General features: G+C 71.0%; 25 protein-coding genes and 1 pseudogene. 12 read left to right on the top strand and 14 right to left on the bottom strand.

The window, feature by feature from the left end; all coding sequences use genetic code 11:
* Nucleotides 1-112 precede the first annotated feature (112 nt).
* Nucleotides 113-739 carry an RNA polymerase sigma factor gene (locus tag ACTWOL_RS33565; protein ID WP_474300648.1) on the top strand — a complete coding sequence of 209 codons (627 nt, stop codon included), beginning with the start codon at nt 113-115 and terminating at the stop codon, nt 737-739.
* On the opposite strand, the gene ACTWOL_RS33560 is transcribed toward ACTWOL_RS33565, so the two are convergent.
* The 3 genes from ACTWOL_RS33560 to ACTWOL_RS33550 form a co-directional block, all read right to left on the bottom strand.
* On the bottom strand, nt 710-1,816 hold the full coding sequence (locus ACTWOL_RS33560) for a MerR family transcriptional regulator (RefSeq protein WP_474300647.1): 1,107 nt from the start codon (nt 1,814-1,816) through the stop codon (nt 710-712). The genes ACTWOL_RS33565 and ACTWOL_RS33560 overlap by 30 nt on opposite strands.
* A gap of 9 nt (nt 1,817-1,825) precedes the next feature.
* A complete protein-coding gene (locus ACTWOL_RS33555) occupies nt 1,826-3,289 on the bottom strand; it encodes a cryptochrome/photolyase family protein (protein ID WP_474300646.1) in 1,464 nt (487 codons plus the stop codon).
* A gap of 75 nt (nt 3,290-3,364) precedes the next feature.
* Nucleotides 3,365-4,936 (bottom strand): SDR family oxidoreductase, encoded by a 1,572-nt coding sequence (locus tag ACTWOL_RS33550; RefSeq protein WP_474300645.1) that lies wholly within the window; start codon nt 4,934-4,936, stop codon nt 3,365-3,367.
* 261 nt (nt 4,937-5,197) lie between these two features.
* Here ACTWOL_RS33550 and ACTWOL_RS33545 point away from each other — a divergent pair, with 261 nt between their 5' ends.
* Entirely contained in the window at nt 5,198-6,727 is a 1,530-nt protein-coding gene (locus ACTWOL_RS33545) for a phosphatase PAP2 family protein (RefSeq protein WP_474300644.1), read from the top strand.
* Between the two features lie 92 nt (nt 6,728-6,819).
* Here ACTWOL_RS33545 and ACTWOL_RS33540 read toward each other — a convergent pair whose 3' ends face one another.
* Nucleotides 6,820-7,212: a DUF2267 domain-containing protein gene (locus ACTWOL_RS33540; protein WP_474300643.1), complete on the bottom strand. Its 393-nt coding sequence runs from the start codon at nt 7,210-7,212 to the stop codon at nt 6,820-6,822.
* 400 nt (nt 7,213-7,612) lie between these two features.
* On the opposite strand from ACTWOL_RS33540, the gene ACTWOL_RS33535 reads away from it, so the two are divergent.
* Together ACTWOL_RS33535 and ACTWOL_RS33530 are read left to right on the top strand one after the other, a co-directional pair.
* Entirely contained in the window at nt 7,613-8,719 is a 1,107-nt protein-coding gene (locus tag ACTWOL_RS33535; RefSeq protein ID WP_474300642.1) for a mechanosensitive ion channel family protein, read from the top strand.
* A 179-nt stretch (nt 8,720-8,898) separates the two neighbouring features.
* Nucleotides 8,899-9,312, top strand: a complete 414-nt coding sequence (locus tag ACTWOL_RS33530) for a VOC family protein (protein ID WP_474300641.1) — start codon at nt 8,899-8,901, stop codon at nt 9,310-9,312.
* A 94-nt stretch (nt 9,313-9,406) separates the two neighbouring features.
* On the opposite strand, the gene ACTWOL_RS33525 is transcribed toward ACTWOL_RS33530, so the two are convergent.
* The 4 genes from ACTWOL_RS33525 to ACTWOL_RS33510 form a co-directional block, all read right to left on the bottom strand.
* Nucleotides 9,407-11,524: a DUF1996 domain-containing protein gene (locus ACTWOL_RS33525; RefSeq protein ID WP_474300640.1), complete on the bottom strand. Its 2,118-nt coding sequence runs from the start codon at nt 11,522-11,524 to the stop codon at nt 9,407-9,409.
* A 717-nt stretch (nt 11,525-12,241) separates the two neighbouring features.
* Nucleotides 12,242-12,397, bottom strand: a complete 156-nt coding sequence (locus ACTWOL_RS33520) for a DUF6131 family protein (protein WP_474300639.1) — start codon at nt 12,395-12,397, stop codon at nt 12,242-12,244.
* A gap of 307 nt (nt 12,398-12,704) precedes the next feature.
* The gene (locus tag ACTWOL_RS33515; protein ID WP_474300638.1) at nt 12,705-13,163 is read right to left on the bottom strand and encodes an SRPBCC family protein; all 459 of its coding nucleotides are present in this window, start codon (nt 13,161-13,163) and stop codon (nt 12,705-12,707) included.
* A gap of 107 nt (nt 13,164-13,270) precedes the next feature.
* A complete protein-coding gene (locus ACTWOL_RS33510) occupies nt 13,271-13,696 on the bottom strand; it encodes a VOC family protein (protein WP_474300637.1) in 426 nt (141 codons plus the stop codon).
* Between the two features lie 267 nt (nt 13,697-13,963).
* On the opposite strand from ACTWOL_RS33510, the gene ACTWOL_RS33505 reads away from it, so the two are divergent.
* On the top strand, nt 13,964-14,377 hold the full coding sequence (locus tag ACTWOL_RS33505; RefSeq protein WP_474300636.1) for a TIGR03618 family F420-dependent PPOX class oxidoreductase: 414 nt from the start codon (nt 13,964-13,966) through the stop codon (nt 14,375-14,377).
* Nucleotides 14,378-14,507: 130 nt separating this feature from the next.
* On the opposite strand, the gene ACTWOL_RS33500 is transcribed toward ACTWOL_RS33505, so the two are convergent.
* Nucleotides 14,508-14,921 (bottom strand): Fur family transcriptional regulator, encoded by a 414-nt coding sequence (locus tag ACTWOL_RS33500; RefSeq protein ID WP_474300635.1) that lies wholly within the window; start codon nt 14,919-14,921, stop codon nt 14,508-14,510.
* A gap of 652 nt (nt 14,922-15,573) precedes the next feature.
* On the opposite strand from ACTWOL_RS33500, the gene katG reads away from it, so the two are divergent.
* From katG to ACTWOL_RS33485, 3 genes are all read left to right on the top strand, one after another.
* Complete coding sequence (gene katG / locus ACTWOL_RS33495; protein ID WP_474300634.1) at nt 15,574-17,805, top strand: catalase/peroxidase HPI; 2,232 nt, start codon at nt 15,574-15,576, stop codon at nt 17,803-17,805.
* Nucleotides 17,806-18,262: 457 nt separating this feature from the next.
* A complete protein-coding gene (locus ACTWOL_RS33490; RefSeq protein ID WP_474300633.1) occupies nt 18,263-19,411 on the top strand; it encodes a serine hydrolase domain-containing protein in 1,149 nt (382 codons plus the stop codon).
* Between the two features lie 243 nt (nt 19,412-19,654).
* Nucleotides 19,655-19,912, top strand: coding sequence for an EF-hand domain-containing protein (locus tag ACTWOL_RS33485; RefSeq protein WP_474300632.1), 258 nt, complete (start codon nt 19,655-19,657; stop codon nt 19,910-19,912).
* A 132-nt stretch (nt 19,913-20,044) separates the two neighbouring features.
* Here ACTWOL_RS33485 and ACTWOL_RS33480 read toward each other — a convergent pair whose 3' ends face one another.
* The 5 genes from ACTWOL_RS33480 to rpmG form a co-directional block, all read right to left on the bottom strand.
* Nucleotides 20,045-21,163, bottom strand: coding sequence for a PP2C family protein-serine/threonine phosphatase (locus ACTWOL_RS33480; RefSeq protein ID WP_474300631.1), 1,119 nt, complete (start codon nt 21,161-21,163; stop codon nt 20,045-20,047).
* 499 nt (nt 21,164-21,662) lie between these two features.
* A complete protein-coding gene (gene rpsR, locus ACTWOL_RS33475) occupies nt 21,663-21,899 on the bottom strand; it encodes a 30S ribosomal protein S18 (protein WP_474300630.1) in 237 nt (78 codons plus the stop codon).
* 45 nt (nt 21,900-21,944) lie between these two features.
* Nucleotides 21,945-23,096 (bottom strand): CobW family GTP-binding protein, encoded by a 1,152-nt coding sequence (locus tag ACTWOL_RS33470; protein ID WP_474300629.1) that lies wholly within the window; start codon nt 23,094-23,096, stop codon nt 21,945-21,947.
* Complete coding sequence (locus ACTWOL_RS33465) at nt 23,093-23,341, bottom strand: type B 50S ribosomal protein L31 (protein WP_474300628.1); 249 nt, start codon at nt 23,339-23,341, stop codon at nt 23,093-23,095. The genes ACTWOL_RS33470 and ACTWOL_RS33465 overlap by 4 nt, the downstream gene beginning before the upstream one ends.
* A 28-nt stretch (nt 23,342-23,369) precedes the next feature.
* Entirely contained in the window at nt 23,370-23,534 is a 165-nt protein-coding gene (gene rpmG / locus ACTWOL_RS33460; protein WP_474300627.1) for a 50S ribosomal protein L33, read from the bottom strand.
* 68 nt (nt 23,535-23,602) lie between these two features.
* On the opposite strand from rpmG, the gene rpmB reads away from it, so the two are divergent.
* From rpmB to ACTWOL_RS33440, 4 genes and pseudogenes are all read left to right on the top strand, one after another.
* A complete protein-coding gene (gene rpmB / locus ACTWOL_RS33455; protein WP_474300626.1) occupies nt 23,603-23,839 on the top strand; it encodes a 50S ribosomal protein L28 in 237 nt (78 codons plus the stop codon).
* Nucleotides 23,839-24,144 carry a 30S ribosomal protein S14 gene (rpsN, locus tag ACTWOL_RS33450; protein ID WP_474300625.1) on the top strand — a complete coding sequence of 102 codons (306 nt, stop codon included), beginning with the start codon at nt 23,839-23,841 and terminating at the stop codon, nt 24,142-24,144. Before rpmB ends, rpsN begins: the two co-directional genes overlap by 1 nt.
* 120 nt (nt 24,145-24,264) lie before the next feature.
* Nucleotides 24,265-24,435 carry a 50S ribosomal protein L32 gene (rpmF, locus tag ACTWOL_RS33445; protein WP_474300624.1) on the top strand — a complete coding sequence of 57 codons (171 nt, stop codon included), beginning with the start codon at nt 24,265-24,267 and terminating at the stop codon, nt 24,433-24,435.
* Between the two features lie 4 nt (nt 24,436-24,439).
* Nucleotides 24,440-24,559, top strand: a pseudogene (locus tag ACTWOL_RS33440) (GTP-binding protein); the annotation flags it as partial.
* Nucleotides 24,560-24,609 lie beyond the last annotated feature (50 nt).

Here is a 24,609-nt window from a genome sequence, read left to right as displayed (position 1 = left end):
GCGGGCGCGGCGTGCCTCCGGTGACGCTGGGCGGGCTGGGGCGCACACACCCGATGCGCCCGAACCGCCCGCGGGCCCCGGTCCGCCGAACCCGGTACGGGGGAGCCGCGCCATGGTCCTTGTCGGATCCCGTACGGCACCGGCCGTCCTTCCCGACACGGGCGACGGCGAGCGTGCGGACGACCGTGCCGAGGAACGGCTCGCCACCGGATTCGTCGCCGGTGACGAGCAGTGCCTGGAGGCGGTCTACCGCCGATTGGGCCCCTTGGTCCTCTCGCTCGCCAGGCGGGCACTGGACGACGAGCGGGAGGCGGAAGACGTGGCCCAGCAGGTGTTCTTCTCCGCCTGGCGGGGCCGGCACGGGTACCGAAGGGGCCGTGGCGGTCTCCCGGGCTGGATCGTCGGCATCACCCGCCACAAGATCGCCGACGCGCTCGCGGCCCGGGCCCGGCGCGCCGATCTGTTGGCCGCGGCCGGTGCCCTCCGTGCGGCCCCGTCCGTCGCCCGGGACCCGGGCGGGGATCCCGAAGGGGTGGTGGACCGGGTGCTGCTCCTCGGCGCACTGGCACGCCTTCCCTCGCCGCAGCAGCGGGTCCTCCGGCTCGCGTTCTACGGCGATCTCACCCAGACCCAGATCGCCGAGCGGACCGGTCTCCCGCTCGGGACGGTGAAGAGCCATATGCGCCGGGCCATGCGTGCCGTCCGGCGGTCACTGACCGACGGGCCCGGCGGCCTCTGAGCCTCCCGCGGCGGCCGGCGTTTCGGCGTCGGGCTCGGGGACGGGGGCCCGGCGCCTGTGCAGTGACGTGATCGCCTCGACCGCCGAACGCAGACCGTGCAGCCGTTCCGTCCCCGGACAGGGCGCGCCGGACCAGCCCGGACCCGCGAGGAGGAGTGCGGGACGGGTCCGAGCGCCCCGCAGCCCCCATTCCGTCCCCGCGATGAAGTGGACGAGCGCCCGGTCCGCGGTCGACCTCGACTGGGCCCAGAGCACCACCGCGGACGGCCCGAGCCGGCGAACGGCTTCGTACATCGCCTCGGCCGGCAGTGCCGCTCCGAACATCCGGACGGGCAGACCGCGCTCGCCGAGCGCGGCGGCCAGCGCCTCCATGGGAAGGCTGTGCTGTTCGCCGGGGACGCAGGCGAGCAGCACCGGCGGCGCACCCCTCGTCGGCGCGACCGTACGGACACGGTGGAGTGCCGAGACGACGTGCCAGGACAGCAGGTGCTCGACCTCCACGTACCGCTCCCCCGAGGACGCCCAGGTGCGCCCTGCGGCGTGCAGCGCCGGCGCGACGACCTCCTCCCAGGCGGTGACGAGGCCGTGCTCGGCGAGCGCGGCTTCGAGGAGTTCCGCGACGGCGGGCGCGTCGAGCCTGACGGCCGCCCGGCCGAGGCCACGCGACTGCTTCCGCGCCACCGCGTCCGGGCCGGACGTCCGCTCCGGGGAAGGTTGTCGCGGCCCGCGGGACCCGCGGGGATCATGACGTCCCTCCGGCCCCTCGGGTCGCTCCGGCTGCCGGGGCGGCCGAGGCTGGTGACCCGGCGCGGCGCCGTGCAGAGCGGCGCGTGCGGCCTCGGCCGGCGGGACACCCCGGGCGGTGAGCCGGCACATCTCTTCGAGCCGTGCGATGTCCTCGGGGGTCCAGCGTCGGTGGCGCCCGCTCTCACGGGTCGCGGGACCGATCGCATAGCGACGCTCCCACGAGCGGAGTGTGGTCGGCGCGACCCCGAGCCGCCTGGCCACGGCCCCGGTGCTCAGAGCGGCGGGGGCGGCGCCCGCGGTGGGACTACCGGATGGCCGGTCGGCGGTCACCCGGTCATTTTACGACGCGCGATCGCTGCACGAGGTGCGTACGCGGCCCGCAGGGGCTTCCGCGGCGCTGCGACGAACGGCCACGACCGGGTCAGCCGGTGTGCCCCGGCCCTTCCGGAACCTCCCGAGACCGTCGGCGAGAGCGACCAGCGGCTCGGGGTAGTCGTATCGCGCGCGCTCGCACCCCGGCAGCTTCCAGGGCTCGTGCACGGCGGGGCCCTCGATGCCCGCGAGTTCGGGCACCCAGAGGCGTACGTAGGTGCCGTCCGGGTCGTAGCGCCTGGCCTGGCGGACCGGGTTGAGTACGCGGTTCGGGCGGGTGTCCGTGCCCGTGCCGGCCACCCACTGCCAGTTGAGCTGGTTGTTGGCGAGGTCACCGTCGGCCAGCAGCGCGAGGAAGTGCCCGGCGCCGACGCGCCAGTCGACGTACAGGGTCTTGGTGAGGAAGCTCGCGGTCAGCAGGCGTCCCCGGTTGTGCATCCACCCTTCGTGCCGCAGTTGGCGCATGGCCGCGTCGATGACGGGGTATCCAGTGCGTCCGGTCTTCCACGCCTCGGTCTCCTCCTCCGCATCGCGGCCCTGGCGCCACCGGTCGTTGCGGGTCCGGTAGTCGAGGCGGGCGGCCCAGGGCCGTGCGGCGAGTACCTGCTGGTGGAAGTCCCGCCAGCACAGCTGTCGTACGAACGCCTGCGCCCCTTCGCCGTCTGCATCGGCCGATCGTGCGCGGTGGACGAGTTCGGCCGGTGACAGCGTGCCGAAGTGCAGATGCGGCGAGAGCCGCGAGGTGGCGTCACCCGCGAGGTCGTCGTGCAGCTCGGCGTATCGCCGGATCGGGCTGCGCAGCCATGCGTTCAGCCGCTTGCGCGCCTCGTTCTCCCCGCCGCGGGCCAGTCCGGCCGATACCCCCGCGACGTCCTTGCGGGAAGGAACGGGCCCCGAACGGACGGAGCCGGGTACGCGCACCGCCCGCGGTGCGCCGAGCGTGCCCCGGATCTCCTGCTGCGACCAGCGGCGGAAGTACGGTGTGAAGACCGCGAAGTGGTCCGAGCCGGCGGGGACGACGGCGCCGGGGCCGACGGCGGCGGCCACCGCCTCGTGGATGTGGAGCCGGATTCCCTCCGCCTCCAGGGCCCTGCGCAGACGCTCCTCGCGGTCCTGGGCGTAGCCACTGGCGCCGGCGGCCATGTGCACATCGCCGGCGTCCGCCTCGTACGCCACGGCGCACACCTCGTCGACGACGTCTCCCGAGCGCACGACGAGCCTGCCGCCCCGCTCCCGCAGCCCTCGGTCGAGATCCCCGAGGCAGTCGGCGAGGAACGCGTCCCTGTTGGGTGCGCAGAAGCCCAGGACCTCGATACGGCGGTCGCGTACGAACAGCGGCACCACCTCGTCGCACGAGGAGAGGGCCGCGCGCAGCGGCGGGTGGTCGTGCAGACGCAGGTCGGAGGTGAAGAGGACGACCGCAGCGGTCATGGGGCCACTCCCGGGAGGTTCTGGCAGAGGTGTTCATGCGGTACTTCCGGCCGTACGGGCCGGCCGGATGCGCTCTCAGCCCGCCCGGGGCGCCCGGGCGGGTGCGGTGGCAGCGGCACGGTCCGCAGGCGTCTTCGCCGCGGCGTCGGCGTGGTGTGCGGCCTGGGCGATGTTGCGAGCCATTCCGCCGAACACGGCGGCGTGAAAAGGGGACACGCTCCACCAGTAGGCGTGGCCGAGCAGACCGTGCGGGTGGAACAGCGCGCGCTGCCGGTAGCGCGACCGGCCGGCCCCGTCGTCCTCCGCGTACATCTCGAGCCAGGCGAGTCCGGGCAGTCTCATCTCCGCGCGCAGCCGCAGCATCCGGCCGGGGTCGACCTCCTCCACCCGCCAGAAGTCCAGGGAGTCCCCCACCCGCAGCCGGTTCGCGTCCCGTCGCCCGCGGCGCAGTCCATCGCCGCCGACCAGCCGGTCGAGCCAGCCGCGAAGGGCCCACGCGAGCGGGAAGGAGTACCAGCCGTTGTCTCCGCCGATGCCTTCGATCACCTGCCACAAGGCTTGTGACGAGGCGTCGACGGTAAGGGCGCGCCGGTCGGTGTAGAGGCTGCCCCCGGCCCAGTGGGGGTCTGTGGGCAGGGGGTCGCTCGGGGCACCGGGCAGGGCGGCGGAGGACCAGCGTGTGGTGACCTGTGCGTCGCGCACCCGCCGCAAGGCGAGTCGGAGGGCCTCGTCGAAGCCGATCGGGGCCCCGGGCGGATCGGGGACGAAGCGCGCGATGTCGTGTTCGCGGCAGACCACCTCGTGGCGCAGCGACTCGGCCAGCGGCCGGGCGAGCGACCGGGGGACGGGGGTGACCAGGCCGATCCAGTGGCTGGACAGACGTGGTGTCAGCACCGGTACGCGCAGGATGAGGCGCTGGGGCAGCCGGGCCGCCACCGCATACCGCCGCATCATCTCCTCGTACGTCATGATGTCGGGTCCACCGATGTCGAAGGCCCGGTTGACCTCGTCGGGCATCCGCGCACTTCCCACGAGACAGCGCAGCACGTCCCGCACGGCGACCGGCTGGACTCGGGTGCCGACCCAGCTCGGGGTGACCATGACCGGCAGCCGCTCGGTGAGGTAGCGCAGCATCTCGAACGACGCCGAACCGGACCCGATGATGACCGCCGCGCGGAGCACGGTCGCGGGCACGGCGGAGCGGAGGAAGATCTCGCCCACCTCGGCACGCGAGCGCAGATGGGGTGACAGCTCCGCCGCGGGCACGTCCGCGGGGGTCAGTCCGCCCAGGTAGACGATGCGCCGTACGCCGGCGGCACGGGCGCGCTCCGCGAAGATCCGGGCAGCCGCGCGGTCCGTCTCCTCGAAGCCGCGTCCGGAGCGCAGCGCATGCACCAGGTAGTAGGCCACGTCGATGCCTTCCAGGGCCCTGCCGACCGCGTCCGGGTCGGTGACGTCCCCGCGCACCACCTCCGTGCCGTTCGCCCAGGGGTGGTCGCGCAACTTGTCCGGCGAGCGGGCGAAACAGCGCACGCGCTGCCCGGCCGCCAGCAGCTCGGGCACCAGCCTTCCTCCGATGTAGCCCGACGCGCCTGTCACCAGGCAGTGCGGGCGCCGGGTGTCCTGCGGGGTCTGCCGGCCGGTCATGGATTCCTCCGATCCGCGTCACCGTCGTGTGTGTGCCGTCTGCTTTCCCCATTGTCGGCCACTCTTCCTGGTTCCGCGGCGGGTTCCGCGGCTGTCACTGCCTCTGCCTCTGCCTCTGCCTCTGCTCATGATTCGGCGCCTGGGCCGCTCCCGGATGCACCGCATCTGCGAGCGGCCGCCGGACCGTCCGTGCGACGGGATGAACAGGCATGATGGGAATGCGACGGCCTGGGTATAGGGGAGCCCATGAACACTCTCCGGGTGCGAAAGGTCCGACGGTTCCTCCACGGAAAGGACCTGGCGCTCTTCGGCCTGGTCGCCTCGCGGCGCTGGCCGGGAGCGGAGCCCGTGCTGCCCCGACTGAGCCGGAGTGCCAACCACGGGCTGCTGTGGTTCGGCATCGGCGCCGGGATCTGGGCGCTCGGCGGCGTCCGGGGCCGGCGGGCCGCGGTACGCGGGGCCGCGTCCCTCGCTCTGGCCTCCGCGACGGTCAACACCCTGGCCAAGGGTGCGGTGCGGCGCGCCCGCCCCCTCCTCGACGACGTCCCGTTCATCCGGCATCTGCCGCACCAGCCCATCACCAGCTCTTTTCCGTCCGGGCACGCCGCCTCGGCCGCCGCGTTCACCACCGGTGTCGCCATGGAGTCGCGTGGCTGGGGAGCCGTGCTGGTGCCGGTCGCCGCCTCGGTGGCGTTCTCGCGCGTCTACACCGGTGTCCACTTCCCGAGCGATGTGCTGGTCGGCACGGCGCTCGGGGTGGGGGCGGCGTACGCGGTGCGGGGGATGGTCCCGTCACGCTCCCAGCTCCCGGCACCCGGCAGACCCCGGGCCGATGCCCCCGCTCTGCCCGAGGGCAAAGGTCTGACCGTGGTCGTCAATCCGTCGTCCGGGGCCCAGCCCCAGCTGATCGATCCGGTGCGGCAGCTGAGGGCGGCGCTTCCCCAGGCCGATGTGGTGGTCTACGAGCCGGACGCGGGCCCGCTGCCCGAGGTGCTCGCCGAAGCCGCACGGACGGCCGCGAAGAACGGTGGCGCCCTGGGCGTGTGCGGCGGTGACGGCACGGTGAACGCGGCCGCCGCCTGCGCACTCCGGTTCGACGTCCCGCTCGCCGTGCTCCCGGGCGGCACCTTCAACCACTTCGCCGCCGACCTCGGCGCCGACACCATCGCGGCGGCGTGCGCGGCCGTGGAGGCGGGCAGCGCCATCCGGGCCGACGTGGGACGGGTCAGGCCGCTCACCGACGCGGACGGACGGTTCCCCGAACGCCGGATTCTCCGGCCGGGAGCCGAGGAGCCCCGGTACTTCCTGAACACCTTCAGCATCGGGATCTACCCGGAGCTCGTCCGGACGCGGGAACGCTGGTCACCACGTATCGGCGGCCCGCCGGCCGCGCTCGTCTCCGTGCTCCGGGTGCTGCGCACGACACGGCCGTTGCGTGCCCGGGTGAACGGGAAACCCCGGTCGATCTGGTTGCTGTTCGCCGGCAACGGCGCCTACCGCAGTTTCGGCATGGCTCCGGCACGCCGCCACGATCTGTCCGACGGTCTGCTCGATGTCCGCATCGCCCACGGTGGACGCTTCGCCCGTACCCGGCTGCTGGCCACCGCCGTGGCCGGTGGACTCGCCAGGACCAGGCTCTATGCCTCGGCGCGCTCACGACGGCTGTTCCTCTCGGACCTCCCCGAGGGCACCCGCATGGCGTACGACGGCGAGGTCGTACCGGCGCCCTCGTCACTGATGATCGACAAGCTCGACGAGGCGCTGACGGTGTACCGGCCGGCAGCCGACTGACGACCGCAGCGGGCCGGGGCCCGTGCGCCGGTGGAAGCAGGTCGCGCTTCCGTCGGTGCACGGGCCCCGGCGTCGTTGTCGGGCGTCGCGGGTCAGACCGGCTCCATCCGGCCGAACAGCCCTGCGTGGCCCGGCGGAAGCTGGGTGAGGATACGCCGCAGCAGTGCGTCGTCCGCCGTCTCGGCGATGATGCCGAGCACAGCGGTGACGGCCCGTCGGGCTTCGCCGAAGTCACCGTGGTCACGCGCCGCGACCGCTTCGATGAACCCGCGCGGCGTCAGTGGCTCGCTGGCGGGCTCCCCGACGGTCAGCAACGGGCCGCACCGCTGCGGCAGCAGACGGGCGAGATCACGACGGTCATCGCCCACGAGATGTGCTCCGAGCACGTCCAGGACGATCTCGGTGGCCCGTGCGGCCTCCTGCCGCAGGGTGTAGCGGCCCCTTTCCTGGACCTGATCAAGCAGCGTTTCCAATCGGATGCTCATATCCGCTCCTTGCCGTGGCCGTCGTGCTGGACGTGGTGGCGCGCGGCGATCACTCGTCACGACCGCCACGAACGCGGCATGCACCCCCCGTTACCCGGGGCGGGTGGGCCTACTCGTGGTGTCACCCGCGTGCGTGCCGACAGCGCGCCCCGGAGTACCCGTACGCCGTGCGCGGCGCCCGAACGGGTGCCCGCGCAGGGGACATGGCCCACTCGCACCACCGCCCGCCGCGTGCGGCAGGATGTCAGATCTCGCGCCGCGCCGGATTCTTACGCGGCGGCGCGGACCGTACAACGGCACTCCCAGAATGCACAGGTGGCAAGGTGACGAGACAGCACAACCGGTTCACAGCGGCAACCACCGCCGCGCGCATGCTCCCCCGTTCCACGGGAGGGACGCGTTGACCCGGGACCTCACGCCGCACGACCTGATCGTCGCCGGTATCGCCCTGGCCGCCGGAATCGCAGCAGCCCTGCTGCTGCGGGTGGTTCTGAAATGGCTCGGCATCCGTGCCGGCAGAACCCGCTGGGGCGGGGACGACATCATCGTCGACGCCTTGCGGGCGCTGGTCCCGTGGGCCGCCGTCACCGGTGGGGCGGCGGTGGCCGCTTCGGTGCTGCCGCTGGATCCCACGGTCGGACACCGCGTCAGCATGACGCTCACGGCCGTGCTCATCATGGCCGCGACCCTCACGGCCACCAGGATCGTGGCCGGACTGGTGCAGGCCCTGGCGCAGTCCAAGTCCGGTGTCGCCGGATCGGCCACGATCTTCGTGAACATCTCGCGCGTCGTGGTGCTGGCCATGGGTTTCCTCGTCGTGCTGGAAACCCTGGGTGTTTCCATCGCCCCGCTGCTCACCGCCCTCGGCGTGGGCGGTCTGGCCGTGGCGCTCGCACTGCAGGACACCCTCGCCAACCTGTTCGCGGGCGTGCACATCCTCGCGTCCCGGACCGTGCAGCCCGGGGACTACATCAAGCTGAGCAGCGGGGAGGAGGGCTACGTCGTCGACATCAACTGGCGCAACACCGTGGTGCGGCACATCTCCAACAACCTGGTGATCATCCCGAACACCAAGCTGTCCGGGACGAACATGACCAACTACCACCGCCCTGAGCAGGAGATGACGCTCACGGTCCAGGTGGGTGTCGGCTACGAGAGCGACCTGGACCATGTGGAAAAGGTCACCACCGAGGTCATCGAGAGCGTGATGAACGACGTCGAGGGCGGTGTACCCGACCATGAACCGGCGGTCCGCTTCCACACGTTCGGCGACTCGCGGATCGGATTCACCGTGGTCCTCGGGGTCGGTGAGTTCGCCGACCAGTACCGGATCAAGCACGAGTTCATCAAACGTCTGCACCGGCGCTTCCGTGCCGAGGGCATCAGCGTTCCCGCCCCGGTCCGGACCATCTCCGTGCAGCAGGGAGAGCTGCCGATTCCGCATCAGCGTTCCGCCGGGCAGCCCACGACGGCACCGGCACCGGCACCGCAACTGCCCCCTGTGTGACGAGGGGCGTCCGGCCCCGCTGTGCGTCGTCGGGGCCGGACGCCCGTACGCGATGCCGTGAGGCGTGAGGCCATCCGGCGGTCGGCCGGTCCCCGGGGCCGGCCGTCTCCCCGTTGCCTCGGTGCCGCGCACGCCGTTACTGCAGTCGTATCCGAGCGGACGACGCAACGGGAGACGGCATGAGCAAGCTCGGCAACGGCCGTGTGGCCACCAGGCTTCCCGCACAGGACCTGGGGCGAGCCAGGCGCTTCTACCACGAGAAACTCGGTCTCGATCCGGTCGACGAGCGACCGGGCGGGCTGCTGTACCGCTGCGGAGGGACGGACTTCGTCCTGTTCCGGTCCACGGGGAGCTCACCCGGCACCTTCACCCAGATGGCCTGGGAGGTCGACGACCTTCAGGCCGTCATGGCGGAGCTGAGGTCACGCGGGGTCCTCTTCGAGGACGTCGACGTACCCGGGATGAGCACCGTGGACGGGGTCGCCGAGATCGAGGGGAACTATCCCGGCAAGGGCGCGACAGGCGAGCGGGGCGCCTGGTTCCGTGACAGCGAGGGCAACGTACTGGGGATCGGTCAGCCGGTGCGCGCCTGACGGCCGTGAAGACCGTGCTCGGGCCAATGCGCCGGCCCTGGCCGGACCCCTCGACAGGGTCCGGCCAGGGCCGGCGCGGTGTGATGCGGTTCCGCTAGCGCCGCTGGCGCACGGGCTCGCGCCGACCGCGCGTACGCAGCAGCACGACGCCGCCGATCAGCAGCAGGGCTCCCGCCGCGGAGGGCCACAGCTGGGCGCCGGTCGAGGCGAGGCTGCCGCCGGATCCCGCCTGAGGCTGGCCGCCTCCGTTGGCCACCGGGGTGTTTCCGCCCGCGTCCGGGGTGGCGTTCGCGGCCGGCTTTCCGGCGCCCTGCTCCGTCCCGCGCGCGGACTTGTCCGCGCCGCCCGCTGCATCCGGAGAGCTCTTCACCAGGGGCTTCGCCTCGGCGGGGGCGTCGGCGTTGCCGCCCGAAGTACCAGACTGGTCACCGCCACCGGGCTTGTCACCACCGTTCTGCTCACCGCCACCCGGGTTCTCCGGAGCCGGCTCCTGACCGTTGCCCCCCGAAGTACCAGACTGGTCACCACCGCCCGGCTGGTCACCACCGTTCTGCTCACCGCCACCCGGGTTCTCCGGAGCCGGCTCCTGACCGTTGCCGCCCGAAGTACCAGACTGGTCACCGCCACCGGGCTTGTCACCACCGGCCTGATCGCCGCCACCGGGCTTGTCACCACCGTTCTGCCCATCGCCACCCGGGTTCTCCGGAGCCGGCTCCTGGCCGTTGTCACCCGCCGGAGGGGCGCCCGCGCCACCGGAGCCGCACTGACGGCCTTCGTTGATGCAGTTCACCATCTCCTGCATGAGGCCTTCGTTGAAGACGTTGATGAAGTCGCCGTGGTCGGTGATCGGCTTGTGCAGGTTCTCCGGGAAGGAGTCGACCGCGAACACGCTGGGGTTGTTCCCGCCGAAGGCCGGCGGCGGCACGTTGTAGACGATCCGCTGCACCAGCTGCGGAATGGCCTTGAAGCCGTTCGCACAGCGCCCGTTCTGGTCCGCGAAGGCCACATGCGTACGGTGGTTGGCGCTGTCGGTGTTCTGACCGTCCCAGCAGCTCTGGAACTTGAACGACCGCACCACCTTGCTGCCCTGCGGGCAGACCGGGTACTTGTCCTTCAGCTGGCGGTTCTCGAAGCCCGTGCAGCTCCAGGACGCGTTGGCGTTGGCGGGGCCGTTGACGAAGGCCTTGGCATCACCGGTGATGATGCGCAGGAACTTCGGCATCGCGGTGACCTTGCCCACCGGGCTTCCGACGAAGTTCAGTGTGACCTCGGCGGGCGTCTGGATCTCGCCGACGTTCTTGTCCTTGCCGCCGCCGTCCGCCTGGGCGTCGTTCTCGTTCTGACCGTTCTGCACGCGCAGCACCGGCCAGTAGTAGGTCGACTTGTCACCCTGGTCACGACAGGTCGTCTGGCCGCCCGCGAGGTCGTCGTCACTGGCGAAGGCGTCGTTGGCCTGGTTGCCGACGTAGTCGTGCATATGGTGCGCGCCGTTGCTCACACCGGGCGCCACGATGACGTTGTCCGGGTTGAACTTGCCGTTCTCGTTACGGCCGCACTCGGTGGCGAAGGTGCCCCGGGAAGCGTCCTGGAGCTGATTCGGGTTCTGCACGTTCGGCTGGACGGACTTGATGTCCACGAAGTCGGACGCCTCGGGGCCGTTGCCGGCCTGGCCACCGCTTCCGTTGTTCTGGCCGCCTTGGCCGCCCCCCTGGTTGCCGCCCTGCTCCTGACCACCGTTCTGGCCCTGGCCCTGCTCCTGGCCGCCGCCCTGGCCTGCCTTGCCGCCGTCGGCGTCATCGACCTGCAGAGCGCACGGGGCCATGTCCTCGAGTCCCTTGGGGCGCTCCCCCGCCACGCGGCCGATGGCGACCGCGATGCGCTCGATGCCTGCCGCGCGCTTGTCCTTCAGCGGGTCGAGAACGGCGTTCTCGGCGTACTGCGGATCGCGCTCTATCTGCGCCTTCTCGTTCACGAACCGCTGGTAGGCAGCGGTGATCTGGCTGTCCAGCGCGGCAAGTTCGCGGTCGACCTCCTGCCGTGCCCCATCGGGAACCTCGGGCAGCCCGTTCGCCACCTCGGGACACTTGATGGTCGACGCGACGGGACCGGCGCTCTGTGTCTGGTTCTGCCCGTTCCATGCGCTGGGCCAGGCGCCGCCTTCGCTCGCGGAGGCATAGGAGTTGACCGCGATGAGGCCACCCCCGCCCAGCATGAGGGCGATCGAGGCAACGAGTGTCCTTTTGCCCCGCTTAGAGCGTCTCCGCACTGTACTCACTGGGACTCCTATGTTTCCTTGCCGGTCGGCCGTGAACGCGCGCGCTGATACGAGAGTTGCGTCGAGCTACATACGCAAGGCACTCGTGGCGTGTTCAACTCCGTCCGGAATTCGCGGCAACCTCCTCTGCGGCTGAGTGACCCTGGAGTGGTTTGTCCCAGTAGGGGTGTTCGATGACATGCGTGCCGTCGACGGGCCGCGACGGGTGGGCGGGTGAGCCGGGCGTGTACCGGCGACGCACAACGATCTGCCGGCCCGAACGGGGCGGTGACGGTGGCGGTGGCGCCGGTCGGGATCGGCTCCACAACGCCGAGTGCGCGGTGTGCCCCTTCGCCTTCGGAGCAGGCGGGGCAACACCGCGCACATGGGGGCGGACTCACCGACCGGTTACAGACCGCGTACGACGACTCCGCCCCGGCGGCAAGAGGCCCGGTACGCGCCACGCTGGAGCATGGCCTTGTACCGAGCCCATTCGGCCTGCCGGGAAACAGCGTTGGCAGACGCCGGGGGATTCACCCGACGGCGTCGAAGAGGTCCCACGCACAAGGGTCTCTCGAACTGCCGGCGGCTGCCGGGGATCAACCCCTGCAGCCGCCGGGAGACGGCCGGGTCCCGAGTACCTCGCCACACGCGTTCAGCAGCAGTGCCGGCGATTCAGTAGTAGTGCCGGCGGCCGCCCACTGCGTGGCCCACCGCGCCGAGCACCCAAAGCAACAGTCCGACGGCGACCAGGATGATGCCGATGGTCCAGAGCACGCCGATTCCGGCCACGACACCGATGATGAGAAGTATGAGTCCGAGGATGATCATTTCGGTTCTCCGTTCCTGGAGTGCCCCTCATTAGCGCGAATGCCCCCGCCGGCCTCCCGCAAACAGGGCCCGGCCCCTGCTTCCCCCTCGTGTTCACGCAGGTACGGGCCGTGCGGGGCGCGTATCCGACCCGTAGACGGCCACGTGCCCGAAGGACGTCCGGACCGGTGGCCGCGCCGGGAAAGATCGCGCAGCCACCGGCCGGCCGGAGCCCGGACGGGGTGCTCACCGGGGACGGTGGGCCTCCCGCGACCGGCGGAACCGGCCGAACGGGCACAGGCGACGCGGGGCGTGATCCTGGCGGACGTCAGCCCGGGCTCACACGGCCGCGCCACGCGCCGGTCTCGCCGCCCCGTTGCTCGATGTAGCGCTTGAAGCGGCGCATATCGCCCTTGACTCGCCGGTCGATCATTCCCGCCATGGCCGCGGTCTTCTCGGCCGCTCCGACGGGTTCGACGTCCATCACGAGTTCCACACGGGTGCGTGCGCCATCCAGAGGCTGGAAATGCACCATGCCCATCTGATGCGTATCCCCGCCGACGGTACGCCAGGCGATCCGTTCGTCGGGGAGCTGATCGATGATTTCGGTGTCGAACTCCCTGCGGACCCCCGCGATCCGGGTGGTCCAGTGGTTGTGGCGGTCGTCCACCTGCCTGACTTCCTCGACGCCTTCCATGAAGTTCGGGAACTCCTCGAACTGCGTCCACTGGTTGTAGGCGGTGCTGACAGGGACGTCGACCTCGACGCTCTCCTTCACCACACTCATGCCTTTGTCTCCGTTCCGTGCCCTACCGGCGACAGCGACTCTGCCGCGTTGCGGGTTCTCTCACGCGCCTACCCCCGTTCTTCGGGACAATCGCCGTCGGTGCAGCTTCACCCGGACGGCTGCCCGCGTCCCGCTCCCCCGGCCGCCGGCCCGGGCTCGCGTGCCGTCAGCGCGAAGGAGTGGCCGGCGGGATCGGCCAGCATCCGGGATTCCCGCGGGCCACCGATGTTCGTCACGTCCGTCGGCGTGGCACCGAGGCTGACGGCTTCACGCTCTGCGGCGTCCACCTCGTGAGGTTCGACGAACACCAGCAGATGCGCCTGCTGGGAGTCTTCCGGACGTGGCCAGCTCGGCGGTGCGAAGCCGCGGTCCCGCAGAAACGCGAGCACGGCTCCGTCCCCGGCGACGACCTCGACCCGGTCGGGATCATCCGTGGGCCGCACTTCTCCCTCCAGCAACGCCGCGTAGAAATCGGCGAGTTGCTCGGGTTCGGCGCAGTCGAGTGCCAGAACCGCCGTCTTGGCCACGGCCATGAGGTCCCCTCCTCGTCCTCGTCTTCGTTCGCGTCTGCGACCTGACGGACGCGTACCCGGGGGCGGCCGTATCAGTCGGACGGCGGAGGACGGAGAGGCGGAGGACGGAGAGGCGGAGGACGGAGAGGGGGGCGGAGGGCCGGGGACGGCGCCGGGGCGGTTTCACCCGGGACGCCGGCAGGTGCGCGCCGCCCGTGCGAGCGGAGCACGCTTCACCGCGGGAGAGGATGGACGCCCAGCACCACCCGATGCAGCGAAGGAATCACCATGACGTCCGAGGGAGTCCCTCCCGCACCCCAGGAGAACGGTTTCTGGCAGGAACGCCGGATCTGCTTCCTCACCACCACCCGCCCCGACGGCACCCCGCACCTCGTGCCCGTCGGAGTCACCTACGACCCTCAGACCAGGATCGCCCGGGTGATCAGCAGCGCGGGCAGCAAGAAGGTCCGCAACCTGCGGGCCGCGGGGCCGGGCGCCGCCGTCGCGGTCAGCCAGGCGGAGGGACGCCTGTGGTGCACCCTCGAAGGTGCGGCCGTCGTCAGGGACGACCCCGAATCCGTCGCCGACGCCGAAAGGCGCTACGCCCAGCGGTACAAGCCGCCGCGCCCCAACCCCGAGCGCGTGGTCATCGAGATCGCCGTCACACGCGCCATGGGCACCGCGAAGCCACCCGGCTGGTGATGCTGCCGGCCGGACCGCACAGAGGCACGGCCGCAGACCGCCCCGGCCACTGGCCGGGGCGGACGCCGCTCGTCGAACCGTCCACGGCTCCATGGGGCACGGCACAACCCTCAAGACGGACGGCAAGCTCTCAAGAGGCGCAGGACGGGCACAGCCCCCGATAGGTGATCTCGACCTCGGACACCGTGAAGCCGAAGCGCTCCTGCGCCGGAAGGCGGCCCAGCAGATCGCCGGTCGGATGGACGTCGCGGATGGTGCCGCAGCCGGAGCACTCCAGATGCTGGTGCGGCCGGTGTGCATTGGGGTCGTAGCGCTTGGCGCGCCCCTGGGTGATGACCTCGGTGACCTCACCGAGCGACACCAGCTCACCCAGGGTGTTGTAGACGGTCGCCCGGGAGATCTCGGGCAGCCGCCGCGCCGCACGCGCATGCACCTCGTCGGCCGTGAGGTGCACATGATCGCCATCGAGGACCTCCGCAACCACACGCCGCTGTGCGGTCACCCGCCAGCCACGCCTGCGCAGTCGCTCCAGAAGGTCACTCATATCTGTTCACCCGTTCAGGTAAGCGATCCCGTCTTCGGGTATGCAGGCCCGGTGGGCACCCGAAGTCTTGGCCGGTAGTCGTCCGGGTTCCGAATGCTTATGAAATAGGCAAGCTTCTTGACCTGGACTCTGTCCATTGTAGGATCAGGTCTGGCGAGAGCCAAGGGACCGGAGACTCTCCCGTACCGGCAGGAGACACAGACATGACAGGACCACCGCCCGGGGAGCCGCGCGGCCCCGGCCTGCGGACGACGCCTGCCCGTACCGCACCGCTCGAGGGCCGCACGGGACGGTGACCACCTCGGCGTCGACACGACCGCCCACGCATGCGCGTCAACGTGCACGGCGTGCACCTCTGAACCGTGTACAAGGTCATCAGCGACCGCCGCAGCGGGCTCGTGGACCGCACCGAACCGGTCGGCGGCCGTCCGGTCGGCTGGTCCGCCGGAGCGACCACCACGCCGTATGCCGCTCGTGCGGTGTCGTCGCCGGCGTCCGCCGCACGACCGAGCGGTCCTCCGACCGACCGCGTCCGACGGCCACGGCTCTTCGACCCGGGAGGCCGGGGGTCACCCACCGGGGTCCGCGCCCCGGCAGTTCCAGCACTCGCGTTTTCCAAGCACCATGATCCGCCTACTTCGGAAGGATTCCCATGGCTGAGAACCCAGACGCCATCGTCACCGACGCGAAGATCGAGGGTGAAGGCGGCTGCCCGGTCGCCCACGGGCGTGCCCCGCACCCGACACAGGGCGGCGGAAACCGCCAGTGGTGGCCGGAGCGGCTCAATGTGAAGATCCTTGCCAAGAACCCCGCCGTGGCCAATCCCCTGGGTGAGGAGTTCGACTACGCCGAGGCGTTCAAGAGCCTCGACCTCCCGGCCGTGAAGCGCGACATCGCGGAGGTGCTGACCACGTCGCAGGACTGGTGGCCCGCCGACTTCGGCCATTACGGTCCCTTCATCATCCGGATGGCCTGGCACAGTGCGGGCACCTACCGCATCAGCGACGGCCGCGGTGGTGCGGGCGCCGGACAGCAGCGCTTCGCCCCCCTGAACAGCTGGCCGGACAACGGGAACCTCGACAAGGCCCGCCGTCTGCTCTGGCCGGTGAAGAAGAAGTACGGCCAGAGCCTGTCCTGGGCCGACCTCATGATCCTGGCCGGCAACGTCGCCCTGGAGTCGATGGGCTTCGAGACCTTCGGCTTCGCCGGCGGCCGGCAGGACGTCTGGGAGCCCGACGAGGATGTCTACTGGGGCCCCGAGACCACCTGGCTCGGCGACGAGCGCTACACCGGCGACCGGGAGCTCGAGAACCCGCTGGGCGCCGTGCAGATGGGTCTGATCTACGTCAACCCGGAGGGCCCGAACGGCAATCCGGACCCGATCGCCGCGGCCCGTGACATCCGTGAGACGTTCCGCCGGATGGCGATGAACGACGAGGAGACCGTCGCCCTGATCGCGGGTGGCCACACCTTCGGCAAGACCCACGGTGCCGGCCCCGCGGAAGCCGTCGGACCCGACCCCGAGGCGGCTCCGATGGAGCTGCAGGGCTTCGGCTGGAAGAACACCCACGGCACCGGCAAGGGCGCCGACGCGATCACCAGCGGCCTCGAGGGCATCTGGACCAACACCCCGGTGACCTGGGACAACAGCTTCCTGGAGATCCTGTTCGGCTATGAGTGGGAGCTGTTCAAGAGCCCTGCCGGCGCACACCAGTGGCGGCCGAAGAACGGTGCAGGGGCGGGTACCGTCCCCGATGCCCACGACTCGTCGAAGAGCCACGCCCCGACGATGCTGACAACCGACCTCTCGCTCCGGATCGACCCGGTCTACGAGCAGATCTCGCGGCGCTTCCTGGAGAACCCCGACCAGTTCGCGGACGCCTTCGCCCGGGCCTGGTACAAGCTGACCCACCGTGACATGGGCCCGATCGCGCGCTACCTCGGCCCCGAGGTCCCGTCCGAGGTACTGCTGTGGCAGGACCCGCTCCCCGAGGTGACGCACGAACTCGTCGGAGCCGAGGACATCGCCGACCTCAAGCGACGGATCCTCGACTCGGGTCTGACGGTGTCCCAGCTGGTGTCCACGGCGTGGGCCTCGGCCTCGACCTTCCGCGGCAGCGACAAGCGGGGCGGCGCCAACGGTGCGCGCATCCGCCTCCAGCCGCAGAGCGGATGGGAGGTCAACGACCCCAACCAGCTGGCGGGGGTGCTGCGCACACTGGAAGGCATCCAGCAGACCTTCAACTCCGCGCAGGCCGGGGGCAAGCAGATCTCGCTCGCCGACCTGATCGTGCTCGCCGGCACCGCGGCGGTCGAGAAGGCCGCCAAGGACGCCGGTGTCGACGTCCAGGTCCCGTTCACACCGGGCCGCGCGGACGCGTCCCAGGACCACACTGACACGGAGTCGTTCGCCGCGCTCGAGCCGACCGCGGACGGGTTCCGCAACTACCTCGGCAAGGGCCACCGGCTGCCGGCCGAGTACCTGCTGCTCGACAAGGCCAACCTGCTGACGCTGAGCGCCCCCGAACTGACGGTCCTCGTCGGCGGTCTGCGCGTCCTGGGTGCGAACCACCGGCAGTCGCAGCACGGCGTCTTCACGGCGACCCCCGGAAAGCTGACCAACGACTTCTTCGTCAACCTGCTCGACCTGGGCACGACGTGGAAGGCGACGTCCGAGGACCAGAACACCTTCGAGGGCCGCGACGCGGCCACGGGTGAGGTCAAGTGGACGGGCAGCCGTGCCGACCTCGTCTTCGGATCGAACTCCGAACTGCGCGCGCTCGCCGAGGTCTACGCGAGCGACGACGCGAAGGAGAAGTTCGTGAAGGACTTCGTCGCGGCGTGGGACAAGGTGATGCACCTGGACCGGTTCGACCTCGTCTGATCCGGTCTTACGGGCCGGCTCGTCCGACGAGCCGGCCCGTACGCATGTCCTCGTCCTCGTTGCGCGCGTCCTCGCCCGGCCGACGACCGGGGACGGCTCAGACCGGCCTCTCGTCCTCGGCACCGGCCGGTCCGGATCTGACGCCGAGCGGTGGCCTCGAGGTACACCCCGGGGCCACCGCTCCGCGCGGCGCGTAGGACTGAGGGCCGATCGACGTCATCAACGATCGCCCCAAGTACGTCCAGTACGAGGGCTTCCAACCGGCACCCCGAGAGCACGCACCGGACGCCGCTCCTTCCTCCACGGAGATCCATCAGAAGCCCCCTAGGGGTAAGCCCCGGTCAGGACCGGGGTCGGTTGTCGTCGTCAAAGACGATCCGCCGTGACCGGATGATCACCAGGATGAGTGTCGTCGGGAAAGCCCCAACACGCCGTCCTCTCAAAGGAGTCCGCGCTCATGAAGCCGCGTATCCGCATCCGTGTCGCTGCCGCCGTCCTGCTCGCCGGCGTCACCGCCGTGCCGCTCGCCGCCATGCCTGCCCTTGCCGCTCCGGCCCACGGGTCCGCGCCCCTGCAACAGGAGACATGCGGACCCGATACCGAGGCGTTGCGCAAGGCCATCGCCGGCGTGCCGGACGCGGACACCTCGGCGGCGTTGATCCGCGTGGGCGGGAAGGGCAGTTGGGTCGGGACCGCCGGGGTGCGTGACCTCCGCACCGGCGCCCCGGCCCTCGAACACGCCCGATTCCGCGCGGGATCGACCACCAAGGTGACGACCGCCGCGATCGTCCTGCAACTCGCGGCCGAGGGGAAGGTCGACCTCGACGCGCCGGTCTCCCGCTATCTGCCCGGTCTGCTTCCGGACTCCTTCATCACGCCGCCGACGGTGCGCCATCTGCTGACGTTCACCAGCGGCCTCCAGCCGGGCGCCGGCCTGGGCGAGACCACGCGGGAGATGTACGCGAACCGGTTCCGGACGCTCACCCCGCGGGAGGTGGTCGCCACGGCGGTCGCCAAGGGCCCGGCATTCACGCCGGGCACGCGGCAGGTCTACCAGAACATCGACTACACCGTCCTCGGCATGCTGATCGAGAGGGTGACCGGCGACCGCTACGCCCACCAGGCCGACGTGAGGGTCTTCCGGCCGCTCGGCATGCGGCACACCGGCTTCCCGGAGGGCCCCGATCCGCGGATCCACGGCCCGCACAACCGGGGCTACGCCGACATCGACGGCCGTACCGTCGATGTCACGGAGTGGAACATGTCCGACCGGTGGGCGGCGGGTGACATGATCTCCACCACCGCCGACCTGGAACGCTTCCTGACCGCGCTCTTCTCCGGCCGCGTCGTGCCCGAACCGCAGCTCAAGGAGATGTTCACGGTCCCGGACATCAAGGGCGCGACGTACGCAGCGGCGCTCCAGCGGTTCGTCGTCAACGGCAAGGAGATCTGGGGCAAGACGGGATCCCGCCCCGGCTATCACACAGTGATAGCCGCGACCCGCGACCTGTCCCGCACCCTGGTGTACTCGGTGAACAGCCAGAGTGCGCGAGAGGACGGCTTCGCACTCGTGCAGCGCTTCGGCCTGCCGGCCTTCAACCGCTAGTGCTGTCCAGCGCTTCGGCGGGATGAGTCTGCCTTCGGTCGTGGTTGTCCGCCCCGCACCGATGGCGAGGGCTGGATCGACCGCGTAGGCGAGCCACGAACGGCGCGGGCGGGCCCGGCCCGGTGTGCGGAAAACCCGGTGGTATGTGGCACGCGTCGGGGGAACCGGGACGCGGCGGGAGGCGTTCCACATCATGAGCGGGCGGGCCGGCCCCCGCCCGGCGACGAAAGGAACGGGAACGACGTGGTGAGCGACAAGGCCCGCAAGCTGTTCGTGGCGCTCGATCTCGACGCGAACGGGACCCTGACCCGCGAAGAGGTGATCACCGCCCTGCGGGCGAAGGGCCCGCAACTGGCGGCGTCGGGGGATCTGCCGTTCTGGGGCCTGGGGGACGCCGACGCATCCTCGGCGCTGTTTGACGCCGCCGACCAGAACGGGGACGCGGTACTGACCCTGGAGGAGTTCGCGGCGGTGGTGGACCGCCGTTTCGGTTGGCGCTGACACCACGTTTCACGTCGCGGTTGCGGCCGGCGACCACGCCGCTCCCGTGCCCCGCGGCCATCGCTGCCGGCACGACGACCGAGGGACGCGTCCCGGCGTGCACGGCGCCGGGCCTACCCGATGTCGCCGCAGCTACGCCGTGTGTTCCTGGGGCTCGATGTCACGGCTTCGCACCGCGAGGGCCGCGATGTCGTCGCTGAGCCGTCTGCCGCTGTGGCGGAGCAGATCCCGGTGGAGTCGGTCGAGCAGCTCGCGGGGCCGCATCTGGCCCTGCTGCCGCAACCAGTCCGTCAGTGGGAAGAACTCGCCCGCCCGGTCGCGGGTCTCCGTCACACCGTCGGTATAGAGCAGCAGTTGGTCGCCCGGGACGAAGGCGGCGGTGTCGACGAAGTACTGGTCGCCGATGAGCGGTGCGAGATTGAGGGGCGGCGAGGGGTTGGTGGGCTCCAGGACCTGGACCTCGCGGTCGCGTACGAGCAGCGGAGGGGGATGTCCGCAGTTGAGAAGCGTCATACGGCCGGCGTTGTGCGGGATCTCGGCGATGAGCGCGGTGGCGAAGCGCTCGGGAAGGTCCTGGCCGGGGAACGCGGCGCTGTAGCGGCTGATGCTGGTCTCCAGCCGGTGGATGATGTGCGTGACGTCGGGCTCGTCATACGCAGCCTCCCTGAAACAGCTGATCACCGCCGATGCGGCCCCCACCGCGGACAGCCCTTTCCCGCGCACGTCGCCGATGAGCAGCCGGATGCCGTACGGCGTGTCGGCCGCTTCGTAGAAGTCGCCGCCGATCCGGGCCTGCTCCTGGGCGGCGATGTAGAGCGACTCGATCTCTACGCCCTCGATACGACGCGGCACGGGGCGAAGCAGCACCTTCTGGGCCGCGTCGGCTACGAGCCGGATGTGGAAGAGCACCTCTTCACGCTTGAGCCGGACATGGCTCGCGTATGCGGCTGCCAGGGTGACGGCCACGATCGCAGCCGATGTGTACTGCGTCCCCAGGTCGGCGTAGAAGAAGCTGAGGGTGATCATGACAAAGAGGCAGAACATCCCCAGCAGGAGCGTGGGCAGCACGGGCCACATCGCGGCGGCGAGGGCCGGCGCGGCGGGCAGGAGTCGGCTGAGGGCGATCTCCCTCGGGGTGGCGAACGCGAAGCCGGCGATGACGACGGTCAGGGCCAACGGCGCCATCTGAGCGGCTTGCCAGCGGCCGGCGTAAGAGGGGCGACGGCCTCGCTGCGGTCCGGGCGCGATCACAAAATGCATCATATCGCCGCCAAGCCAGTCACAAGATCTCGAGCAACGGCGGGACGTGGACACACGGCGCGTCGCGTCGGCCGCACGCCGTGTGCATCGAAGACGAGCTCGGCCACGCCCCCCCATGACCCGGGTCTACCGGAGGGTCCACTCGACCGCGCGAGGCCTGAGACCAGCGGTCGGGCAGTCCGGCTTGACGGGTCCGCCCCGCGGGGTTCGGGACATGCGCAGGTCAGCGCACCCGACCCCGCCGGTTTCAGCGGCACCACGGAAGCGGGGGCGGACAGCCTGCCGCCGTCGTAGCCGTGCACCCCACCGAAGCGGGAGCCCTCGATCCAGTCCTTGCGCGCCGTCTCGATCTCTTCCCGCGTGCGGCCGATGAAGGTCCACCACACTTCACCCCCTGCACACGTCTGTGCAGGTCAGGGGTATATGGCGTACGCAGTCGGCCGGAGCGGTACCGCTCCGGCCGACTGGTGAGTCGGGGCCGGGCTGCCGGTCAGCGGCTCGCGTACGGCAGCAGCGCCATCTCGCGGGCGTTCTTGACGGCGATGGAAAGGGCGCGCTGCTGCCGGGCGCTCACACGGGTGACGCGTCGGCTGCGGATCTTGCCTCGGTCGGAGATGAACGTGCGGAGCAGGTCGGTGTCCTTGTAGTCGATGTATGTGATGCCGGCCGCGTCGAGCGGGTTGGGGCGGGCCTTGGCGGGCTTGCGGGGGTCGGGACGTCGGGCCATGACGTGGGCTCCTTCGAAGGATGTTTCGGCGGGGTCGTACGGGAGTCAGGCGGCGTCGAGCAGGGCGTCGAAGGCCGGGGGCAGCCGTTTCCATGCCTCGCGCCCCGGGGCGTACTCCGTGTCGGTGAGCAGGCAGCTGTCGAGGAGGCGTTCCAGGCCGTCCCTGTCGAGGCCGGGGGACGTGAAGACGAGGTGCTGGCAGCAGTCGCCGTGCTCGGGGTGCCAGTCGAGGGCGGCTGCCGCGCGGCGCACGGGCGGGACCAACTCCCAGGCCGCGTCGGGCAGCGACGCCAGCCAGGGCCCGGCGTTCTCCACGGACAGCGCTCCGCCGGCCGCGTCCCAGGCGAGCAGCGTGTCGGGGCGGTCGGCGAGCCAGAACCGGCCGCGGCTGCGGGCGGCGGCGCAGCACAGGTCCTCGAGTGCCTGATAGAGGCGTTCGGGGTGGAACGGCCGGTGGCGGCGCCAGACGAGGGTGGTGACGCCTGCCTCGTCGGCGTCCTGGGGCAGCAGCGCGCAGGCGGGGTGCTGGGCGGCCGCGGCGGCCTCGACGTCGAATCCGGCGAGCGCGGCCCGGGCGAGGTCGAGGGATGCGGCGGGCACCCGCCGGGCGGTGGGATGCAGTTGGGCGAGGAGCGCGCGGTCCTCGCCGTCGGCCTCGTCGCTGTCGACGACGGCGAGGACGGGGGCGTACTCCAGCTGGCGGGCCCAAGTGTCGCCGATGGTCCGCTGGTCGGTGGGGGCGGCGGCGAGGCCGGCTTCGGCCAGGTCGTCGCCGTTGCCGAGGTAGGCCAGGACGAGCGCGGGGTCGACGGCAGTGATCACGCTCGTCACGGTCAGCCGGTCGCCGCCGTGTGCGGCGATGACCTCCGCCATGGCCTTCGGTTCGACGGAGTCCCACAGTTCGACGACGGCGAACCGGGTGGTGCCGTCGCCGGCCAGCCGCTCCAGTTCCGGGACGAGGTCCTCGCGCAGCGCGCAGCAGGCGCAGTCGTTGACGAGGGGTGTCTCTCCCCGGGACAGGACGCCGTCGGCGTCGCGGACCGTGCGCCGCACGGTCCCGTCGGAGGCACCGGTCAGGTCGTGGTGCAGGGCCACGCTTCCCGGCACCGTCCGCAGGAGTCGCTCGACGACCTGCTTGCGAGCCTCGGTGTGGAGTCCGGCAACGACGGCGACGGGCAGCTGGTGCGGGTGATTCACGGGCGGGCTCCGTAGCGGCGCTCGAAGCGCTCGACGCGTCCGGCGGTGTCCAGGACGCGAGCGGTGCCCGTGTAGAAGGGGTGGCTCGCCGAGGAGATCTCCACGTCGACGAGCGGGTAGGTGTTGCCGTCCTCCCAGTCGATCGTCTTGTCGCTGCTCATCGTGGAGCGGGTGAGGAAGGCGGTGCCGGAGGCGGAGTCGCGGAAGACGACGGGCCTGTAGGCGGGGTGGATGCCGGGCTTCATTGCAGGGACCTTTCGGATGCGGCGGGGGTCAGCGCTCTTCGCGGAAGTCCACGTGGCGTCCGACGCCAGGGTCGTACTTGCGGAGCACCAGGCGGTCGGGGTCGTTGCGGCGGTTCTTGCGCGTGACATAGGTGAACCCGGTGCCCGCCGTGGAGCGGAGCTTGATGACCGGGCGGATCTCGTTGCGTGCCATGGGGGCTAGTATATGACAACGGTTTTCATTACCGAAAACAGCGCCCGACCGAGAGAGGCGACGCACCCATGTCCGCTCACTGCCAACTGACCGGCACCAAGCCGGGATTCGGCAACTCCATCTCCCACTCACACCGGCGGACCTCGCGCCGCTTCGACCCGAACATCCAGCGCAAGCGCTACTGGCTGCCCAGCGAGGGGCGGTACGTCCGCCTGACGCTGAGCGCCAGGGCGATCAGGACGGTGGACGGGATCGGCATCGAGGCCGCCGTGGCACGCATCCGCGCACGCGGAGGGAAGGTCTGATGGCGAAGAGCAGCAAGATCGCGAAGAACGAGCGGCGCAAGGCGGTCGTCGCGCGATACGCCGCCCGCCGCGCCGAGCTCAAGGCGATCATCCGCCGGCCGTCGTCCACCGCGGCCGAACGGGAGGCCGCTCTCGCGGAGCTGCGCCGCCAGCCGCGCGACGCCAGCGCCACCCGCGTACGCAACCGCGACAGCGTGGACGGCCGCCCCCGGGGCTACCTCCGGAAGTTCGGGCTCTCCCGGGTCCGGACCCGCCGGCAGGCCCATGCGGGATTCCTGCCCGGAGTGACCAAGTCCTCCTGGTAGGCACCAGGCCGACCGCGCGACGGGTGCGGGCGGGCCCCACGACCACGGAGCCCGCCCGCACTCCCCGCCTCGAAGTCGTTTCAGCACTCCCCCCGTCAGCACCGCACCAAGGAGCCCACCATGGCCGTCCCCAAGCGCAGGATGTCCCGCAGCAACACCCGTCACCGCCGCGCCCAGTGGAAGGTGATCACCCCCCAGTTGGTGGCCGTCACCGTCGACGGCGTCGTCCACCAGGTCCCGCAGCGGCTGGTAAGGGCGTACGAGCGCGGCCTCATCCGCCCCGAGGGCTGAGCCTGTGACCTCGCACGAACGCCTGCCGGCAACTGTGCTGTCCGGTTTCCTCGGCGCGGGAAAGACCACCCTGCTCAACCATGTGCTCGCCAACCGCGAAGACCTGCGGGTCGCGGTGATCCTTGGTATCCGGCAGAGGGTAAGGCGCACGACCGGGCGGCTCGATGGCGTCTG

Source organism: Micromonospora sp. IBHARD003, from assembly GCF_056106285.1.
The sequence above is the reverse complement of the archived record's forward strand: the minus strand, read 5'-3'. Positions and strand labels throughout refer to the sequence as shown.

Excerpts from the sequence above, each read along its gene's own strand:
- ACTWOL_RS33510 (WP_474300637.1), bottom strand. The coding sequence starts at position 13,696 with ATGGCCGTGGCCAAGACGGCGGTTCTGGCACTCGACTGCGCCGAACCC.
- ACTWOL_RS33550 (WP_474300645.1), bottom strand. The coding sequence starts at position 4,936 with ATGACCGGCCGGCAGACCCCGCAGGACACCCGGCGCCCGCACTGCCTG.
- rpmF (WP_474300624.1), top strand. The coding sequence starts at position 24,265 with ATGGCCGTCCCCAAGCGCAGGATGTCCCGCAGCAACACCCGTCACCGC.
- ACTWOL_RS33565 (WP_474300648.1), top strand. The coding sequence starts at position 113 with ATGGTCCTTGTCGGATCCCGTACGGCACCGGCCGTCCTTCCCGACACG.
- ACTWOL_RS33505 (WP_474300636.1), top strand. The coding sequence starts at position 13,964 with ATGACGTCCGAGGGAGTCCCTCCCGCACCCCAGGAGAACGGTTTCTGG.
- ACTWOL_RS33520 (WP_474300639.1), bottom strand. The coding sequence starts at position 12,397 with ATGATCATCCTCGGACTCATACTTCTCATCATCGGTGTCGTGGCCGGA.
- ACTWOL_RS33555 (WP_474300646.1), bottom strand. The coding sequence starts at position 3,289 with ATGACCGCTGCGGTCGTCCTCTTCACCTCCGACCTGCGTCTGCACGAC.
- rpmB (WP_474300626.1), top strand. The coding sequence starts at position 23,603 with ATGTCCGCTCACTGCCAACTGACCGGCACCAAGCCGGGATTCGGCAAC.
- ACTWOL_RS33515 (WP_474300638.1), bottom strand. The coding sequence starts at position 13,163 with ATGAGTGTGGTGAAGGAGAGCGTCGAGGTCGACGTCCCTGTCAGCACC.
- ACTWOL_RS33465 (WP_474300628.1), bottom strand. The coding sequence starts at position 23,341 with ATGAAGCCCGGCATCCACCCCGCCTACAGGCCCGTCGTCTTCCGCGAC.
- ACTWOL_RS33525 (WP_474300640.1), bottom strand. The coding sequence starts at position 11,524 with ATGCTGGGCGGGGGTGGCCTCATCGCGGTCAACTCCTATGCCTCCGCG.
- rpsR (WP_474300630.1), bottom strand. The coding sequence starts at position 21,899 with ATGGCCCGACGTCCCGACCCCCGCAAGCCCGCCAAGGCCCGCCCCAAC.
- ACTWOL_RS33540 (WP_474300643.1), bottom strand. The coding sequence starts at position 7,212 with ATGAGCATCCGATTGGAAACGCTGCTTGATCAGGTCCAGGAAAGGGGC.
- rpsN (WP_474300625.1), top strand. The coding sequence starts at position 23,839 with ATGGCGAAGAGCAGCAAGATCGCGAAGAACGAGCGGCGCAAGGCGGTC.
- ACTWOL_RS33490 (WP_474300633.1), top strand. The coding sequence starts at position 18,263 with ATGAAGCCGCGTATCCGCATCCGTGTCGCTGCCGCCGTCCTGCTCGCC.
- ACTWOL_RS33500 (WP_474300635.1), bottom strand. The coding sequence starts at position 14,921 with ATGAGTGACCTTCTGGAGCGACTGCGCAGGCGTGGCTGGCGGGTGACC.
- katG (WP_474300634.1), top strand. The coding sequence starts at position 15,574 with ATGGCTGAGAACCCAGACGCCATCGTCACCGACGCGAAGATCGAGGGT.
- rpmG (WP_474300627.1), bottom strand. The coding sequence starts at position 23,534 with ATGGCACGCAACGAGATCCGCCCGGTCATCAAGCTCCGCTCCACGGCG.
- ACTWOL_RS33530 (WP_474300641.1), top strand. The coding sequence starts at position 8,899 with ATGAGCAAGCTCGGCAACGGCCGTGTGGCCACCAGGCTTCCCGCACAG.